This is a genomic window from Lentzea rhizosphaerae (genome assembly GCF_042649515.1).
Taxonomy (GTDB): Bacteria; Actinomycetota; Actinomycetes; order Mycobacteriales; family Pseudonocardiaceae; genus Lentzea; species Lentzea aerocolonigenes.
Genome location: NZ_JBHRZI010000011.1, coordinates 300,587 through 318,129 on the forward strand (window position 1 = coordinate 300,587; position 17,543 = coordinate 318,129).

General features: G+C 67.5%; 18 protein-coding genes. 11 read left to right on the forward strand and 7 right to left on the reverse strand.

The annotated features are described in order from the left end of the window. Positions 1–31: 31 nt before the first annotated feature. Together ACFOWZ_RS08735 and ACFOWZ_RS08740 are read right to left on the reverse strand one after the other, a co-directional pair. Entirely contained in the window at positions 32–685 is a 654-nt protein-coding gene (locus ACFOWZ_RS08735) for a response regulator (protein WP_382370956.1), read from the reverse strand. Further along, on the reverse strand, positions 682–1,800 hold the full coding sequence (locus ACFOWZ_RS08740; RefSeq protein WP_382370958.1) for a sensor histidine kinase: 1,119 nt from the start codon (positions 1,798–1,800) through the stop codon (positions 682–684). The genes ACFOWZ_RS08735 and ACFOWZ_RS08740 overlap by 4 nt, the downstream gene beginning before the upstream one ends. Before the next feature lie 120 nt (positions 1,801–1,920). Here ACFOWZ_RS08740 and ACFOWZ_RS08745 point away from each other — a divergent pair, with 120 nt between their 5' ends. Continuing rightward, positions 1,921–2,427, forward strand: coding sequence for a hypothetical protein (locus ACFOWZ_RS08745; RefSeq protein ID WP_030467531.1), 507 nt, complete (start codon positions 1,921–1,923; stop codon positions 2,425–2,427). On the opposite strand, the gene ACFOWZ_RS08750 is transcribed toward ACFOWZ_RS08745, so the two are convergent. Continuing rightward, the gene (locus ACFOWZ_RS08750) at positions 2,399–3,511 is read right to left on the reverse strand and encodes an erythromycin esterase family protein (RefSeq protein WP_382370961.1); all 1,113 of its coding nucleotides are present in this window, start codon (positions 3,509–3,511) and stop codon (positions 2,399–2,401) included. The two genes, ACFOWZ_RS08745 and ACFOWZ_RS08750, sit on opposite strands and share 29 nt — an antisense overlap. A gap of 79 nt (positions 3,512–3,590) precedes the next feature. Here ACFOWZ_RS08750 and ACFOWZ_RS08755 point away from each other — a divergent pair, with 79 nt between their 5' ends. Beyond that, positions 3,591–4,301: a TioE family transcriptional regulator gene (locus tag ACFOWZ_RS08755; protein WP_382370963.1), complete on the forward strand. Its 711-nt coding sequence runs from the start codon at positions 3,591–3,593 to the stop codon at positions 4,299–4,301. Positions 4,302–4,343: 42 nt separating this feature from the next. Then, positions 4,344–5,351, forward strand: a complete 1,008-nt coding sequence (locus ACFOWZ_RS08760; RefSeq protein ID WP_382370965.1) for a Gfo/Idh/MocA family protein — start codon at positions 4,344–4,346, stop codon at positions 5,349–5,351. A 146-nt stretch (positions 5,352–5,497) separates the two neighbouring features. Here the strand turns inward: ACFOWZ_RS08760 and ACFOWZ_RS08765 are convergent, their stop codons facing one another. After that, complete coding sequence (locus ACFOWZ_RS08765; RefSeq protein ID WP_382370967.1) at positions 5,498–6,196, reverse strand: NUDIX hydrolase; 699 nt, start codon at positions 6,194–6,196, stop codon at positions 5,498–5,500. A 38-nt stretch (positions 6,197–6,234) separates the two neighbouring features. Here ACFOWZ_RS08765 and ACFOWZ_RS08770 point away from each other — a divergent pair, with 38 nt between their 5' ends. Together ACFOWZ_RS08770 and ACFOWZ_RS08775 are read left to right on the forward strand one after the other, a co-directional pair. Beyond that, positions 6,235–7,182, forward strand: a complete 948-nt coding sequence (locus tag ACFOWZ_RS08770) for an SPFH domain-containing protein (RefSeq protein ID WP_382370969.1) — start codon at positions 6,235–6,237, stop codon at positions 7,180–7,182. A 23-nt stretch (positions 7,183–7,205) separates the two neighbouring features. Further along, complete coding sequence (locus ACFOWZ_RS08775; protein WP_382370971.1) at positions 7,206–8,030, forward strand: hypothetical protein; 825 nt, start codon at positions 7,206–7,208, stop codon at positions 8,028–8,030. On the opposite strand, the gene ACFOWZ_RS08780 is transcribed toward ACFOWZ_RS08775, so the two are convergent. Further along, positions 7,962–9,215, reverse strand: a complete 1,254-nt coding sequence (locus ACFOWZ_RS08780) for an MFS transporter (RefSeq protein WP_382370973.1) — start codon at positions 9,213–9,215, stop codon at positions 7,962–7,964. The two genes, ACFOWZ_RS08775 and ACFOWZ_RS08780, sit on opposite strands and share 69 nt — an antisense overlap. Before the next feature lie 111 nt (positions 9,216–9,326). Between ACFOWZ_RS08780 and ACFOWZ_RS08785 the strand changes: the two genes are divergently transcribed. Beyond that, entirely contained in the window at positions 9,327–10,196 is an 870-nt protein-coding gene (locus tag ACFOWZ_RS08785; RefSeq protein WP_382370975.1) for an SGNH/GDSL hydrolase family protein, read from the forward strand. Between the two features lie 87 nt (positions 10,197–10,283). After that, entirely contained in the window at positions 10,284–10,667 is a 384-nt protein-coding gene (locus ACFOWZ_RS08790; protein ID WP_382370977.1) for an SSI family serine proteinase inhibitor, read from the forward strand. Positions 10,668–10,722: 55 nt separating this feature from the next. On the opposite strand, the gene ACFOWZ_RS08795 is transcribed toward ACFOWZ_RS08790, so the two are convergent. Further along, on the reverse strand, positions 10,723–12,990 hold the full coding sequence (locus tag ACFOWZ_RS08795) for a glycosyl hydrolase family 95 catalytic domain-containing protein (protein ID WP_382370979.1): 2,268 nt from the start codon (positions 12,988–12,990) through the stop codon (positions 10,723–10,725). Between the two features lie 151 nt (positions 12,991–13,141). Between ACFOWZ_RS08795 and ACFOWZ_RS08800 the strand changes: the two genes are divergently transcribed. Further along, positions 13,142–13,990, forward strand: a complete 849-nt coding sequence (locus ACFOWZ_RS08800) for a hypothetical protein (RefSeq protein ID WP_382370981.1) — start codon at positions 13,142–13,144, stop codon at positions 13,988–13,990. Continuing rightward, positions 13,987–14,295 carry a winged helix-turn-helix domain-containing protein gene (locus tag ACFOWZ_RS08805; RefSeq protein ID WP_382370983.1) on the forward strand — a complete coding sequence of 103 codons (309 nt, stop codon included), beginning with the start codon at positions 13,987–13,989 and terminating at the stop codon, positions 14,293–14,295. Before ACFOWZ_RS08800 ends, ACFOWZ_RS08805 begins: the two co-directional genes overlap by 4 nt. Here the strand turns inward: ACFOWZ_RS08805 and ACFOWZ_RS08810 are convergent. After that, positions 14,292–14,696 (reverse strand): hypothetical protein, encoded by a 405-nt coding sequence (locus ACFOWZ_RS08810; RefSeq protein ID WP_382370985.1) that lies wholly within the window; start codon positions 14,694–14,696, stop codon positions 14,292–14,294. The two genes, ACFOWZ_RS08805 and ACFOWZ_RS08810, sit on opposite strands and share 4 nt — an antisense overlap. Before the next feature lie 71 nt (positions 14,697–14,767). On the opposite strand from ACFOWZ_RS08810, the gene ACFOWZ_RS08815 reads away from it, so the two are divergent. Together ACFOWZ_RS08815 and ACFOWZ_RS08820 are read left to right on the forward strand one after the other, a co-directional pair. Then, the gene (locus tag ACFOWZ_RS08815; protein WP_382370987.1) at positions 14,768–15,418 is read left to right on the forward strand and encodes a TVP38/TMEM64 family protein; all 651 of its coding nucleotides are present in this window, start codon (positions 14,768–14,770) and stop codon (positions 15,416–15,418) included. Between the two features lie 489 nt (positions 15,419–15,907). Then, a complete protein-coding gene (locus ACFOWZ_RS08820; RefSeq protein ID WP_382370989.1) occupies positions 15,908–17,497 on the forward strand; it encodes a TROVE domain-containing protein in 1,590 nt (529 codons plus the stop codon). Positions 17,498–17,543 lie beyond the last annotated feature (46 nt).

Genomic DNA, 17,543 nt, shown 5'->3' on the forward strand with positions numbered 1-17,543 from the left:
ATCGTCACGCTGGAGTGCCGTCTTCCCGGCACTACCCCGGTACCACGAGCCCGCTCTCGTACGCCGCGATGACGGCCTGGGCGCGGTCGCGGAGGCCGAGCTTGGTGAGCACGCGGCTCACGTGCGTCTTGACGGTCTGCTCGGCCAGCACGAGGTGCGCGGCGATCTCGGCGTTCGACATGCCCTGCGCGACCAGCACGAGGATCTCGGTCTCGCGGTCGGTCAGGACGTCCAGCCGCGCGGGCTGGACGCGTTCGGTCCGCCGCGACCGCACGAAGTCCTCGATCAGGCGCTTGGTGATCGACGGTGCCAGCAGCGCGTCCCCCGCCGCCACCACGCGCACGGCGTTGAGCAGCTCGCGGGCGGGCGCGTGCTTGAGCAGGAACCCGCTCGCGCCCGCCTGCAACGCCTCGTACACGTAGTCGTCGAGGTCGAACGTGGTCAGCACGAGCACCTTCGTGGAGCTGGACCCGTCCAGCAGCAACCTGGTCGCCGTGAGACCGTCCATCTCGGGCATGCGGACGTCCATCAGCACGACGTCCGGCTTGACCGTGCGCGCCAGCGTCACGCCTTGCAGGCCGTTGCCCGCGGCACCGACGACCTCGATGTCCTCCTGCGAGTCGAGCAGCGCGGAGAAGCCCTCGCGCACCATCTCCTGGTCGTCGACCACGACCACCCTGATCACTTGTCCCCCAACGGAATTCTCGCCCTGACCATGAACCCGCCGTCCTCGGTCGACTTCACGGTCAGCGTGCCGCCGTGGACCGCGACGCGTTCGCGCATGCCCACCAGCCCCTGCCCGCTGCCGCCGCCCATCGACGGTCCCCCGGCGGTGTTGATCACCAGCACGTCCAGCCGGCCCTCGTTCTTGTGCACGTGGACGGACGCCTTGGAGCCGGGCGCGTGCCTGGTGGCGTTCGTGAGCGCCTCCTGCACGATCCGGTACGCGGTCAGCCCGACCGCCTCCGGCACGTCGTCCACGTCGACCTCGGCCTCGTCGCCGGGCCTCGTGAGCTCAGGGATGCGGCTGATGCCGGGTTGCGGTTCGCGTTCCGGCTCGTGCCCGTTCGTCCTGAGCACGCCGAGCAGGCGTTGCATGTCCGTGATGGCTTCCCTGGCCGCCTCGCCGAGCTCGGCGAACTCCTTCTCGGCTTCCTCGCTCAGTCCCTGGAGGCGGTAGGGCGCGGTCTCGCACCGGACCACCACCATCGACATGTGGTGCGCCACGACGTCGTGCATCTCGCGCGCGATGCGAGCGCGTTCCTCCAGCGCGGCCTTGGAGCTCCGCTCCTCTTCGAGCTCCCGTTCGGCCCGTCCACGCGCCCCGAACATGTACACGGCACCTGCGACGATCGGTACGAAGAACCCCATGGTGTGGTTCTGGGACTCGGAGACCAGGACCAGAAGGGTGCTGATCACCGTGACGGTGACGACGATGCCTCGCGAGTAGAAGGCGGCGACCGCGATCAGCAGCGGCGCCGTCGTCCAGTACTGGAACGGCGCGACACCGGTGAAGTCGATCAGCCCGCTCACGAAGTAGAACCCGGCCGCGGCGAACCGCCACGCGTACAGCGGCGACCAGTTCAGCAACACGTACGGCACGAACGTCACCGCGAAGATGAGGACCCACCAGCCGGCGGAGCCCTCCTGATCCACGTACTGGACGCTGCCGACGATCGCCCAGACGAACGCGTAGATGATCAGCGCACCGCAGACGGGCAGCCGCCACCGGCCGAGCGCTTTGGCGAGAACTCGCGTGCGATCGGGACCGAGAACCGTTCGGTACAGCGTGCGGAACACCACCCGATGCTAGGTGGATCCGCTGATTCCCACATTGACCTGCGGAGTGACATACCCCGGTAGCACTCTGATCAAGATGGGGCATTGCGAACGCGTCACATCGCGCGGTAGGCAGTACCTGTGCGACCACCACAGGATCCAGATCGCTGGTCACGGCTGACGGCCGTGGCCGGTGAGGCGCTGGCCGCGGCCAGGGCCGGTGAGGACGCTGTGGCGGTCGACCTCGTGACCGGCTACCTCAGCGGGTCTCCCGAAGGCAACGAGGAGATCCGTGAGCTGGTGCTGCTGCTGTTCGCCGAGTGCAGCAGCATGGTCAGCGCGCTCGGCTCCGGCGGCGCCACGCCGGTGAAGATGCAGGTCTTCGACGAGGACGGCAACGAGGTCCAGATCGACGACGCCGATCCGCCCGTGCGCACCGCGATCCGCGCGTTGCTGGCGGAGGTGCACGGCGACCAGGACGCGGCCTCGGAACAGATCGAGATCGCCCTGGCCAACGGGGCACCGCAGGAGCTCGCGACGGTCGTTTTACAAGCCCTGCGGTGGACCCTGAAGCTGGCGATCGAGTGCGAGACGCGCGACCTGCCCGTCGCGCCGTGGATCACCGCGTCACTGGACGACCAACCCTGACGTGCAGCAGCGCGTCCACACCGTCCATCAGGTGCTGATCGAGCGGGAAGTAGCCCATTTCCAGCCTGGTGTCGGTGCGGGTCTCGCCCACCGGCTTGTCCGCGGTGAGCCCCCAGGTCGTGAACCGGCCCTGCAACTGTCCCTCCAGGGTGGCTTTGTCCGGTTCACCCAGCCCGAACGTGTCGTTGCGCCCGAGCGTGCCCGCGACGACCGCGTACTGGTCGCCGAGGATCGGGGCGACGAGCGCTCCCGCGGAGAACCACTCGATCCGCTCGCCGCCCATCTCCATCGAGGAGTTGGTGCGCTTCAGGTGGGCGTTGTGCGCGAACACGAACGTCGGCCCCTTCGCCGCCTCGGCGCGCCGGATCTCCAGCAGGTTGCGCGCCATCACCCCGTCCCGCATCTGACAGAGGCGGTTCAGGCGCACACCCAGCGGGTTCGGCTCCGCGCACTCCCGGTGGTACTGGAGGAGGCTGAGGCCGGCCGTCAGGTGCAGTTCCGCGCGGTTCCAGGCGTCGTCGACGGTCTTGACGGCGTGCAGCCGCCTGAGCATCGCCGTGCCGATCTCCCGCAGCCTGATCGCCTCTTCGGACCGACCAGGTGACTGGGTGAGGTCCAGCACGGCCTCGTCGCGACTCCACTTCTCGTCGTCGGTCGTGAGGTCGACGTCCTCGCCCAGGTAGTCGCGGGCGTACTCGAGGTAGGGCCGCGGGCTGGGCGCGCTGGTCGTCTCGGTCTGGAAGTCGAAGCCGTGGAACGCCAGCCGTTCCTCCGGCGCCTTGCCCGCGTTGTACTCGCGCATCCACGCGACGAGCTCGCGGTTGGCCGGCCACTGCCCGAACGAGTGGGAGAAGCCCTCCTCCATCACCGTGTCGAGATCGCCGGGCGCCCCCTGGACGTAGTCGTCGACGAGCAGCCCGCGCACCCGGCAGGTCTCCAGCGCGATCGAGCGGTAGCCCAGCGCCGCCAGCTGCTCGAACAGCTCGTTGCGGATCCAGGTGTGGGCGTGCTCCCGGTGCGTCGGCTCGCCGAACGCCAAGAGCTCGGTGAAGGGACTGATGAACTCGCGAATGTCCTGGCTCATGTGGTTCAACCGTAACATTGAAAGCTCTGTTGAAGCTTTCAGTGAGTTCACCCTGGAACACCCGTCTAAAGTCTCAACCGTGCGTCCAGCCGACCTCGCCTCAGAGCACGGTATCTCGACCCAGGCGGTCCGCAACTACGAGCAGTCGGGTTTCATCCCACCGGCCGAGCGCACCCCGTCCGGCTACCGCGTCTACACCGAGGTCCACGCCGCCGCGTTGCGCACGTTCATCGCCCTGGTTCCCGCCTTCGGCCACGCGCGGGCAGGCCAGATCATGAACGCGATCCACGCCGACGACCTGGACGACGTCCTGCTGACCGTCGACCGCGCCCACGAGCAACTCCTGCGTGACCGCGAAACCCTCGACGCAGTCAGCCGGGCCGTGCACGACCTGACGGACTTCGAACCGTCCCTGGAACCCCGCACGATCGGCGAGCTGGCCCGCCGCCTGGACGTGACCCCGGCAACACTCCGCGCCTGGGAGGACGCCGGCATCCTCACCCCGACCCGCGAGCCCACCGGCTACCGAGTCTTCCGCGCCGAGGACGTCCGCGACGCCGAACTGGCCCACCTCCTCCGCCGCGGCGGCTACCCGTTGACCCGCATCGCGTTGGTGGTCCAACAGATCCGCACAGCAGGCGGCACCGAAACCCTGACCGCCGCCTTGGCGGACTGGCGCCGCCGCCTGACCGCCCAGGGCCTGGCGATGCTGGCCGCCTCCGCACAACTCAACGCCTACCTGACCGCACGAGCACCAGCCCCCAGTTCTCGTTGCCGCACCAACGGATAGAGCCGGCCCGTCCACCAGGTGGGACCACTTAGGCTAGATCCCATGCGCACAGCTCTGGTCGGCTACGGACTAGGTGGGGCGGCCTTCCACGCCCCGTTCATCGCAACAACCCCCGGCCTCGAACTCTCTGCCGTGGTGACCGCGAACCCCCGACGCCGAGCAGAGGTGGCCGAGCGTTACCCAACCACCCACCTGCTGTCCTCTCTGGACGAAGTGTGGTCGGGCAACTTCGACCTGGTGGTCATCACCACCCCGAACCGCTTCCACGCCACCCACGCCCGCCAAGCACTGGACCACGGCCTGAACGTGGTGGTGGACAAACCTTTCGCAGCCTCCGCAGCCGAAGCCCGAGCCCTGGCCTCAATCGCCTCCTCCAAAGGCCTGATGCTCGTCCCGTTCCACAACCGCCGCTGGGACGGCGACTTCCTGACGGTCCGCAAACTCCTCTCCGAAAGAACCCTGGGCCGAGTCCACCGCTTCGAGTCCCGCTTCGAGCGCTACCGCCCAGAAATCAAGGAGTCCTGGAAAGAGTCCGGCGACCCAGCAGACCTGGGCAGCATCCTCTTCGACCTGGGCACCCACCTCGTGGACCAGTCAGTGGCCCTCTTCGGCCGCCCACTGGCAGTACACGCCGAAATCACCACAGTCCGCCCAGGCGCCAAGGCAGACGACGACGTCTTCCTCTCCCTGACCCACGAGAACGGCGTCCGCTCCCACCTCTGGATGAGCGCACTGGCAGCAGACCTGGGCCCTCGCTTCCGAGTCCTGGGCCACGACGGCGCCTACGTGAAGTACGGCATGGACCCCCAGGAAGAACGTCTCAAAGCAGGCGACACCCCAGCCACCCCGGGTTGGGGCGAAGACCCAGAACCCAACTGGGGCAAGCTGAACGGCACCCCACACCGAACAGAACCAGGCGCATACCAAGACTTCTACGCAGAAGTAGCAGCAGGAAGGCCCCCAGTGTCCCCACAGGACGCGGTAACGGGCCTAGAGGTGATCGAGGCAGCAAAGCAGTCAGCAACAACAGGCGATTCGGTACGCCTCTAACCCGCGAAGCCGAAGGCGAGCCGACGCGAAGGCGAAGCCGAGCAAGCACTTGGCGTGGGGTTCCGGTGGGTTGGTCCCGTCACGAGTCGTGCCACATCCCTCCTCAGTCATGGCCGGTTCCTGGCACGGCTCGTGACGGAACCAACCTACGAACCGGACGCACGCACCAACGGCGGATACAACACCCCGGCATCCCCCCGCCGATACAAAGCCGCCGGCCTCCCCCCATCCCGAGAAGACGACCGACCAGTAGGAACCAACAACCCCTCCGCCCCGGTCACCTTGCGATGAAAGTTGCGTGGATCCAACGAAACCCCCCAAACGATCTCGTAAACCCGCCGCAACTCAGCCACAGTGAACTCCGGACCGCAAAACTCCGCCCCCAACGGCGTGTACTCCAACTTGGCCCGAGCCCTCTCCACCCCATCAGCCAAGATCCGAGAGTGGTCGAACGCCAACGCACCAACCTCAGCCACAGGCACCCAAGAAGCAGCAGCAGCATCAGTCCCGGCCACCGGCACAGGCAGGTCAGCAGCCAACGCCAGGTAGGCCACAGACACCACCCTCATCCGAGGATCCCGCCGAGGCTCCCCATAAGTCCCGAGCTGCTCCAAGTGCAGCCCAGAAACCCCGGTCTCCTCACCAAGCTCCCGAACAGCAGCAGCATCCACGGCTTCGTCAACCTGCACGAACCCCCCAGGCAACGCCCACCGCCCCCGGAACGGCGCCTCCCCCCTGCGGATCAACAGCGCACACAGCGCCTCGTCTCGCACGGTCAACACCACGAGATCGACCGTGACCGCGAAGGGAGGGAAATCACTTGGCGAGTACACACCCCCGAGCATAGGCTTATCGTCAATCAGACGATAAGGAGCGACACCCCATGGCCGACATCAGCACCTACCCCGGACTGAGGCACCTGCGAGGAGCCCCCACGGTCCACATCAGACACGTCCGCAAGGGCAAGCTCATCCACGAGGGCACGGGCCTGAGCTTCTGGTTCCGCCCCAGAACCGCAGTCCTGTCAGAAGTCCCGGTGGACGACCGCGAACTCCCCATGCTCTTCCACGCCAGGACGAAGGACTACCAGGACGTCACGGTCCAATTGACCGTCACCTACCGCTGCACCGACCCCGAAACCGCGACGACCCGCATCGACTTCTCGATCGACCCCGACACCGGCACCTGGCGCCAGGACCCGTTGAGCCAGATCGCGAACACGCTGACCGAGAGCACCCAGCAGCACGCCCTCCGGATCCTCGCGACCCTCGACCTGGAGACTGCCATGCGGGTCGGCGTCGAACGGGTCAAGGAAGCGACCACGAGCAACCTCACCGCGGCGCACATCGGCCTGGAGATCATCGACATCCGCGTCGTGGCCATCCGCCCCGACGCCGACATGGAGAAGGCCCTCCAGACCACCATTCGCGAGAAGGTTCAGCAGGAAGCCGACAAGGCGACCTACGAGCGCCGCGCCATCGCCGTCGAACGCGAGCGCGCGATCAGCGAGAACGAGCTGCAGAACCAGATCGAGCTCGCGAAACGAGAAGAACTCCTCGTCGTGCAACGAGGTGCGAACGCGCTCAAGAAGGCCGAGGACCACGCCAGGGCCAGCCGGATCGCCGACGACGCCAAGGCGGACGGCATCCGCAAGCTCGCAGAAGCGGAGGCCGCCGGCGAGAAGGCACGCCTCGACGCCTACAAAGAGGTCCCCCAGGCAACCCTGCTCGCCCTCGCGGCCAAGGAGCTCGCGGGCAACCTGCCGGAGATCGGCAGCATCACGCTCACGCCGGACGTCATCCAGCCGATCCTGCAACGGCTCGCGCGATGAGCCTCGCGCCGAGAATTGTGCTGGTGCACAGGCGCACCGAGCTGACAGAGTTGCTGGCACGACACGGCACCCGTGGCCAGGTCGAGTTCTTCCTGAAGTCCCGCAACAGAACTTTGGACGAGGTGGTGCACCGTGACCAGCAGGCCCGCAAAGCGTTGGGAGAGGTCAGCGCCGCAATCCCGCTGGACTGGCGCCGCGGCGTGGTCGAGAGGGAAGACCTGTCGCGGTTCCTGTTCGCGCCCGAGGACGTAGTCGTCATCGTCGGGCAGGACGGGCTGGTCGCCAACGTCGCCAAGTACCTCGACGGCCAGCCCGTGATCGGCATCAACCCGGAGCAGGGCGTGCTCGCCAAGCACGCCCCTTCGCAGGCAGCGGAACTCCTGCACAGCACGAACAACACCGAAGACCGCACGATGGTCGAGGTGAAGACAGACGACGGCCAGACCCTCCACGCGCTCAACGAGATCTACGTCGGCCACCCGAGTCACCAGACCAGCCGGTACCGGATCCACCAGGAACGCCAGGCGTCGTCCGGTGTCCTCGTCGGCAGCGGCACGGGCGCCACGGGCTGGTGCTCGAGCGCGCACCGCGAACGGAAGAGCACCATCACCCTTCCGCAACCGACCGAGCCCAGGCTCGTCTGGTTCGTGCGGGAGGCGTGGCCGTCGCCGAGCACCGGCATCGAGCACACCGAAGGCGAGATCACCGGCGAACCGCTGACGATCGACGTCGAGTCCGACGGGCTCGTCGCGTTCGGCGACGGCATCGAGAGCGACGCGCTACGCCTCGGCTGGGGTCAGCGGCTGAGCATCGGACTCGCCGCCCGCCGGCTCCGCCTCGTGTGCTGAGCCGATCACCAGCAGGCAGACGCCGGACATCACGGCGCCCGCGATCAGGTAGACCGCGACGGCCCAGGTTCCCCAGCCCAGCAACGAGGTCGCGACGAACGGCGCCAGGCCGCCTCCGAGCACGGCGCCGAGCTGGTAGCTCAACGCCACCCCGCTGTACCGCACGCGGGTGAGGAACAGCTCGGCGAAGTAGGCGGCCATCGGCCCGAACAACGCGCCGGAGCCGATGAAGCCGAACACGATCGCCGCGGTGAACCACTGCGCGTCCATCAGCCAGAACATCGGGAACGCGAAGGCCGCCTGGAACACCGCGCCGCCGAACATCACGGGCAGCCGCCCGATCCGGTCCGACATCCAGGCGAACACGGGCAGGGAGACCACCTGCGCGAGCCCTCCGAGCACCTGTGCCACCAGGAGATCGTCCGGCGACAGCCGCAGTTCCGTGCGGCCGTAGTTGATGGTGAACACCGACAGCACGAAGATGAAGATCTGGAACCCGAGGTTCACCCCCGCGCCGAGCAGCAGCACCCGCCACCGCGTGCGCACCACCTCGGCGAGCGGCGTCCTGGACTTCTCGGTGCGGGTGAAGCGCGGGCTCTCGGGCACCCGCAGCCTGATGTAGAGGCCGATGCCGACCAGCACGATCGAGAACAGGAACGGCAGCCGCCAGCCCCACGTGAGGAAGCCGGGGCCGGACGCCTTCGACGACAGGTACATCGCCAGGTTCGCGAGCACCAGACCGATCGGCGAGCCGATGAACACCCAGCTGCCGTACCAGCCCAGGCGTCCTGACGGCGCGTGCTCTACGGCCATGAGGGACGCGCCGCCCTGTTCGCCGCCCATGAAGAAGCCCTGCACGATCCGCAGCAGCACCAGCAGCACCGGTGCCCAGATGCCGATCGAGGCGTAGGACGGCAGCAGCCCGATCAACGCCGTGGCGAGCCCCGTCACCGAAAGGGTGATCACGAGCATCGCGCGGCGCCCGAGCCGGTCGCCGAAGTGGCCGATCACCGCGCCGCCGAGCGGCCGGGCCACGAACCCCGCGCCGAACGTGGCGAACGCCAGCAGCACGCCGACGCGCGAGTCGAACTGCGGGAAGAAGATCTTGTTGAACACCAGCGCCGACGCTGTGCCGTAGAGCAGGAAGTCGTACAGCTCGATCGTGTTACCGACCGCAGAAGCCACAGCTACTTTGCGTACCCCCGTCATCGTTCCAGCCTGGTCGAGGGATTGACACTGCGCAATGGTCCGGTCACCCTTCGTCCTACGTTCCTACTCTTCAGTAACGAGGTAGCAATGACGCGCCGAGTGACTGTTGTTTCCCTGCTCACGGCCCTGATCGCGGCATTGCTGGTCCCGCACGCCAGCGCCGCCTCGACCTACCGGAACTACGTCTCACTCGGAGATTCGTTCGTCTCCGGACCGTTCATCCCCATCCAGCGCCTCGACCCGCTGAGCTGTTTCAAGTCCACCCAGAACTACCCGTCCGTGCTCGCCCGCCGCCTCGGCATCGCGAACTTCACCGACATCTCCTGCGGTGGCGCGCAGACCAAGGACGTGGAGGGCGTGCAGAGCGGCTTCCCCGGCCAGTCGGTGCCGCAACTGTCCGCGCTGAAAGCCGACACCGACCTCGTCACGATCTCCATCGGTGGCAACGACATCGGGTTCAGCGAGATCATCACGACGTGCGCGAGCCGCGGCCTGCTCGACCCGCACGGCGCGCCCTGCAAGGCCCTCTACGGCGACGAACTCGCCCAGCGCATCAACGCCACCGCACCGAAGGTCGCGGCCGTCCTGAAGGGCATCAAGCAGCGTTCGCCGAACGCCAGGATCATCGTCGTCGGTTACCTGCGCATCCTGCCGCCGTCGCAGGGCTGCTGGCCGCTCGTGCCCATCGCCAGCGGTGACGTGCCGTACCTCGACAACATGCAGCAGCTGCTCAACGGCATGCTCGCCACCCAGGCGAACGCCGCGGGCGCCGGCTGGGTCAACCCGTACGACATCAGCCTCGGCCGTGACGTGTGCGCGGCGCCGTGGGACAAGTGGGTGGAGGGCCTCATCCCCACCCGGCTCGCGTTCCCGGTTCACCCGAATGCCAGCGGCATGAAAGCGGTGGGTGAGCAGGTCGCCGCGGCGCTCGCCGGGACGGAGTTCGCGGGCGTCTAGTTGCACGGCGTCGCAGCGGTTTACACGATCTGGTGTTACCGCTGAGTTGATTGGAGATCCGGGTCCTCGCCGCGCCAGAGTGGTGGCATGGCAAGGACCCGACTTCTGTTTGCCTGCCTCGCGCTCGCCGCGCCGCTCGTTCCCGCGACGGCCCAGGCAGCGCCCCTCCCCGCATCCGGCCTGGTGCTGTCGGTGCGACCGGAGATGGGCACGCTCAGCACCACGCAGCTCACCTGCGAACCCGCCGGCGGGCTGCACAAGAACGCCAAGGCCGCCTGCGACGGCCTCACACCGGTCGACGGCGACTTCACCAAGATGGAGCGGGCGGCCGACGCCGCGTGCACCATGGAGCTCAACACGACCAAGGCCACGCTGAAGGGCAAGTGGCGCGGCAAGAAGGTCGTCTTCGAGCAGGTGTTCTCCAACCCGTGCGAGATGCGCGTCCACACGGGCAAGGTGTTCGACTTCTAGGCCGCGTCACCGGTGTTCCAGCGCACCGCCGTCGCGCTGGAACACCGGTGGCGTTCTACCCCGGCAGACCCCACGACGGCGCCGGAGCACCGATCACCGGGCCCATCTCCAGCTCCGGCCTGTCGCCGGACCGGTGGACGACGGCCTCCTCACCACGCCGCAGCTCGATGCGCAGATCTCCGTTGGGCAGCACCGAAAAACGCTTCGGCCGCCCCGAACGGTCACGCACGACCGGATCCTTGATGTCCGTCCGGACGACACACGGCGCGCCGGCCTCGCTGCGGAGTTTGATCCACCGCGTGACGCCCTTCTGCCGTGAAGCCGACAGCAGGAACGCGCCCTGCGTCCGGAAGTTGTCGAGCGAGATCTCGGGCCACGGCACCGCGGGGAAGACGCGGATCACGCCACCCCAGCTCTGGCAGAGCATGTCGTACATGGACTGCACAGCTGAGAGCGGTGTTTCGATGACCGGCCCGGACTCCTGGTACATCGTGTTGGGCTTGATGTACCGACGCATCAGCTCACCGAGGTAGAAGTCCGCCTTGTCCCCGCGCAGCATCTGCGCGCTGATCGACGCCGCACCCGTGAACGTGTAGCCCTGCAACGCGCCCTCGAAGCTGATCCAGTGGTTGAGCGAGGTCTCGATCAGCCGGCGTTTCGACGGATCTTCCCAAGTCACCTCGTACAGCGGGTAGATCTGCAGCAGGTGCGAGTAGTGCCGGTGCGACTTCGCGAACGGCACGCCCGCGCCGATCATGTACCCGTTCTGGTCGACGGGGTACGGCGTGAGGTTCGCGAGCGTGTCCTGCCACTTGGGGATGAGCGGATCGTTGACGCGCAACGACTTCGCGGACTCCAGCAAAGTCTGGCAACCCCACCGGATCAGCGCGAGGTCGTAGTTGCAGTCCGGCGCGTTCACGCCGTACTCGGGTGAGAACGTGATCGGCAGGTGCCACTTGCCGTCCGACCCCTTGGCCAGAAAGTGGAAGTAGTAGTTGATGGCCCTGCGCAGCAACGGGAACAGCACGTTGCGCAGCACGCGGTCGTCCATCGTGTGCCGGTAGGTGAGCCAGACGTTGTGCAGCGTCCAGGTCAGGTTGCCGACCTCGGGCGTGGGCACGTCCTTGCCGGGAATGCCGACACCGTAACCGGAGTTGCCGATGCCCGCGCCGTTGTTCAGCACGGTGTCGGTGGTGCGCGGAATCCCGGCGGAGTCGTGCCGGTACTCGGCGGGAACCTGCTCGACCAGCACGTCGCGGTACTTGTCGACCGAGTGCGTGACGGCGTCGAAGTCGACGTGGTTCGAGCCGTGGATCAGCCAGTACTCCAGCTGCACGTTGAGGTTCCACCACGTGTTGGGCCACGGAGTGTTCTCGAGCCACGGCCCGCAGGTGGCGATCGCGGGCGCCTCCTTCCGTGCCGCGGAGGCGAACTTGTAGAGCTGGATCCAGTAGAAAGCCTGCAACCTCTTGTCCGGAATGGACAGAAAGCTCCTGCGGTAGAAGTCGTGCCACCACAACCGGTGGCCGACGGCGAGCCCTTCGACCGAGCCGCACCGGACGTTGCCGATCGCCTTGCGCACAGCGGTTTTCGCGGGGTGCGACCAGGCGACGCTGGCGAACAGCGTGCGCCGCGTGCCACGACTGACCTCGCGCCACGCCGTCACGTGTTCGCCGCCCGCGTTCAACGGCTGCACCGCGAGCTGCACGTCACCGGCACTGGTGAGCTGCACGGGCGGGTTGTCGGTGAACCCGGCGGGGGCCGGGCGGTTCCACTTCGGGTCGGTGCGCGGACTGATCGCCTTGAGCGGGTGGAAGACCCACCTGAACGCGCGCTCGCCCTCGCTGGCCTGCACGTCGATGGCGTAGAGGTCGCGTTCGGTGTGGATGAACGCGCGGAGTCTCAGGCTGCCGGCCGCCGTGGTGATCGTGCCGGTCAGCTCGGCGTTCCACAGGTCGAGCCGCCAGTCGACCGCCGTGATCGCGCCGACGGGTTCGAGCGTGAAGTAGCCGATGGGCAACCGGGCGAGGCCGAACAGCGCCCCGAACTCCGGCCGGTGGTCCTGCACCTGCGAGTGCTGGACGTTGAACCTGACGGCGTTGGCGCCCGGCTCGGCGTAGATGCCGGAGCCCAGGAAACCGTTGCCGAGGTACGGGCCTTCGAACCAGGTCGCGGGCATCTTCTTCCAGATGAGATCCGATGACCCGATGAAGTCCTGCCAGTTGAAGCCGCCTGCCGCAGATGCGCAGGAAGGGAGCAGCGCACTACCCGCCACCCCGGCCAACGCGCCTCCGAGCAGCGTGCGCCGGTTGATTTCGACCACGTTCGGGCACCTCACTTCGATGTGCGGTCACGTCTACGCGGCGGCGATTCATCGGATCTTTCGTGAGAGCCCAGCCAGAGTCAAGAGCACTTGACCAATCAGGTTTGTGATGCAAACCTGATTGCAGTCGAGTGCAGTTGGGGGACTGACCATGACCGAGGACCCGAAGAACCTGCTCACCGAGCTGACCGCCATGCGCAAGCGCGCCCGCGCCGACCGGCACGGCTACTGGCTGCCGTTCCTGCTGTTCGGCCTGATCACCCTGGCGGCGACACCGTTCTACGCGCCGAGGTTCTGCGTGCCGGACGGGGTGAACCCTGAACTCGTGGGGCCGATGCCGTGCCCGTGGAACTCGGCGGACATGCCGTGGCTCTACCACTGGCTGCACCCCACCGGCCAGACGATGACCAGCCCGGTGTTCAGCCACTTCCAGCCGAGCGTCGCCACGGACGTCTACTGGATCCTGGCGTTGCTGTGCGGCTATCTCGCAGTCGTCTGGTGGTACCGGTGGCGCGCGGCACAGGTGGGCGTGGAGACGCCGACCAGGCTCTACGCCCAGGTCACGATCTTCATGCTGGTGCTGCCGCTGGTCGGCGTGCCGGTGCTGAGCGAACTGTTCTTCGGCCGGGCCGGCTGGCAGATCGCACTGCCGATCACCGTGGCCGTGATCGTGGCGGCGACGTGGCGCGTGCGCAGTGTCGGCTTCACGCTCGCGGTGCTCGCGCTGTTCGCTCTCGCGCACTTCGTCACGGTCTACCAGTACGGTCCACTGTTCGTGCTCGCCGCGGGCCTGATCGGACTCGCCTACCTGGAGCGCAACGTGGTGTGCACGATCACCGTGGCGATCTTCACCGCTACCGTGCTGTTCGTGAACGAGGCAGGACGGTTCGGCATCTACTGGCCGCTGGGGGTGGAGCACTTCGCCAGCACGGCGGTGCCCGCGTTCGTCCTGCTCGCCGGCGGGACCATCGGGTCCGTGCAGCGAGAGATGACCCGATGAGCGAGAATCCCACGGCGGGCCTGGACGACACCGTCCACCAGCGCCACCGGCTCGGCGTGCTGACCATCGCGGCCGAGGCGAAACGGGTGGAGTTCACGTACCTGAAGTCGGCGCTGGAGCTGACCGCCGGCAACCTGTCGCGGCACATCTCCGTGCTGGAGCAGGCCGGGCTGGTCGAGGTCGAGAAGGGCTACGAGGGCAAGCGCCCCAAGACGTGGCTGCACATCACCGACGCCGGCCGCACCGCGCTCGCCGCGGAGATGGCGGCGTTGCGGGCACTCCTCGACCGGCACGACAGCCGCTAGAACTGCCTGCGGTAGACGGAAACGTCGTCACGCCACACCCCGAACGCGTCCGGCGCGGACTGGACGATCGTCATCTCGTTGAGGTTGCCGAGGATCCGCCAGGCCCGCGCAACCGCTTGCGCGCCCGCGTACGCGATCGTGCAGAACCGCCTCGGCTCGACGACCGTGCGCACGCGGTCGACCTTGCCGACGGCCATCGGCGTGTCCTGCCACAGGTCCAATGTGTACCCGGTGCGGATGGGATCACCCGACCCCAGCACGCCTTCGATGCTCACGACCAGCCGTTCTCCTTCCAGGCGCAGGTCGTAGTGGCCGCTTCGGGGAGGGGTGCCGCCGGTGTACGCGGAGCGTGCCGGATCGAGCACCCAGTGTCCGAGGAACGGCACCAGGTCGTCACTCATGTGTGTCTCCTTCGCGGAACCTGCGCCACTGGCGGATTGTCCGGCGCATCGAGGTGGGCGACCATCACCCGATGAGTTATGAGACGGGCGTTCGGTGGAAGTGGATACCGGCCGTCGTGCTCGGCTTCGTGCTGCTGAGCTGGATCGTGTTCGAGGCGTTCGACCTCATCGACTTCGAGGGGGTGGTGACGTGGGTGCGCGGCATCGACCCGGTGTGGGCGGCGGTGACGATCTTCGCCCTGCTCGTCGTGGACGTGCTGCTGCCCGTGCCGTCGACTCCGCTCATCGTGCTCGCGGGAACGGCACTCGGCCTGCCGCTGGGGCTGGCACTCGCGATCGTCGGATCCCTGGGTTCCTCTGCCGCAGGGTACGCCCTCGGCCGGTACGCCGGCCCGCGGTTGGTGCGCCGAGTCGTGACCATTGAGGAACTGACTGAAATGCGGCGCTGGAGCCGTCAGTTCGGGCCCTGGTTCTTCGGGGTGGCGCGGGGAATCCCGATGATGGCGGAGACGGTCTCGGTGTCCGCAGGGGTGTCCAGGGTGTCGTTCCGGGATTTCATGTCGTTCACGCTCCTGGGGACCGGACCGATTTGCACCGCCTACGTGTTCGCGGGGTCACGCGCCGAGACCGTCGAGCAGATCGTGATGATCAGCGCCGTCGGTTTCCTGCTCACGGTCGGGCTGTTCTACCTCCTCCGCCGGCTGGTGAAGACGGCGCCCTAGAAAAATCGCTGGCGCGGTGTGGTTGTATGAGTGTGCGCCCGGTGCGCAGCGGAGGGTTACTTCTGGCATCCCATCAGGTTCGACTCCTGAAGCCGGTCTCGGCCGGTCTTCGCTCACCCCGGTGAGCAGTCTCCTTCCGCGACTCGATCTCGGGCGTCCAAAAACTCCACATCGGCCGGAATCAAATCGCTGGCGCGGTGTGGTTGCATAGATCTGCACCCGGTGCGAAGCCAACGGTTACTTCGTCTTCAAAACGCAAAAAACCCGTTGGCGACACTGATCTCGGGAGCACACAACTTCACACGTGTCCGGTGCGAAGCAGAGGGTTACTTCCACTGTTAATGGGCGGGTCGTGGGTTCGAATCCCACCAGCCACTTCGGCTGTAGCTCAGTTGGGCAGAGCAGCTGATGTACCTTCCGCGACCTCGATCTCGGACACGTGTGTCGTTCGTGGGCTCCCTTTCTTTTTGTCTTGAGGGGAGAGAGCCGATGGCGAAGTTCAACATCTTTCGCGCACGTCCGGCGGGCACCAGCCCGGTCGCCACGGCGCCGGCACCGTCGACGACCACCTACGAGGGCGGCGACGGCTACGCCCGCGACACGAAGTCCGAGCTGTTCCTGCTCGCCGTGTCGAACATGGGCGGCGAGGACACCTTCTACGAGTCCGGCAACCAGCGGGACAACCGCTTCGCGCAGCTCGTCCGCGCCGTCGCGCTCACCGATCCCGAGTGGATCGCACGGCTGCTGAAGTGGCTGCGCACCGAGGCGAACATGCGCACGGCGTCGCTCGTCGGCGCGGCCGAGTTCGTGTCGGCACGGCTCGCCGCCTCCGCTGACGCGGGCGTAACCAACCGCGCGGTCGTGGACTCGGTGTTGCAGCGCGCGGACGAGCCGGGTGAGCTCCTCGCCTGCTGGACGGGCGCGAACGGCCGGCGCGTGCCGAAGCCGATCAAGCGCGGCATCGCGGACGCGGTGCGGCGCCTGTACGACGAGCGCGCGGTCCTCAAGTGGGACAGCGACGCCCGCGGCTACCGCATGGCCGACGTGCTGAACCTCGCCCACCCCTCGCCGGCCGCCGACTGGCAGGGCGCGCTCTTCCAGTACGTGCTGGACCGGCGCCGCGACGCCGACGTGGCCGTCCCGGAGGCGCTGCGGGTGATCGCGGCACGCCGTGAGCTCATGGCGTGGCCGGTCGACCAGCGACGCGCGCTCTTCGGGCGTCCCGACGCGGCGGACGTGCTGCGCCGGGCCGGGATGACCTGGGAGGCCGTGGCGGGGTGGCTGCAGGGGCCGATGACCCGTGAGGTGTGGGAGGCGCTGGCGCCGTCCATGGGCTACATGGCTCTTTTGAGGAACCTCAGGAACTTCGACGAGGCCGGCATGTCCGACGAGGTCGCGTCTCAGGTCGCGGCACGTCTGGCCGACCCCGGCCAGGTCGCCCGCTCGCGGCAGTTCCCGTTCCGGTTCCTGTCCGCGTACGAGGCGGCGCCGAGCCTGCGCTGGGGCCACGCCCTGGACCAGGCGCTGCAGGCGTCGCTCGGCAACCTGCCCGCACTGCCGGGCCGGTCGCTGATCCTCGTCGACACCTCGGCGTCGATGTCGCACGGCACGATCTCGGCGAAGTCGAAGGTCACCCCGGCCAAGGCCGCGGCGGTGTTCGGCGTCGCACTGGGCGCGAAGGGCGAGCAGGTCGACGTCGTGGGCTTCGCGGACGGCACGTTCCGGCACGACGTCGCGCGCGGGGCTTCGGTGATCCGCGAGGTCGACCGGTTCCTGAAGAGGATCGGTGAGGTCGGACACGGCACCGACATCATCGGGTCGTTGCAGCGCAGCTACCGGGGCCACGACCGCGTGTTCATCATCTCGGACATGCAGACGGTGGCCGGGCACCACGGGAAGGGCGTCTCGGACGCCGTGCCGCGGCACGTGCCGGTCTACGGGTTCAACCTGAACGGGTACCGGCAGGCCGCGTACGCGACCGGCAAGGCCAACCGGCACGAGTTCGGTGGCCTGACGGACGCGACGTTCCGCCTGGTCCCCCTTCTGGAGGCGGGCCAGAACGCCACCTGGCCGTTTTAAGATGAACGGCGCTTTTGTCCACCTCAGGTGGACAAAAGCGCCGTTC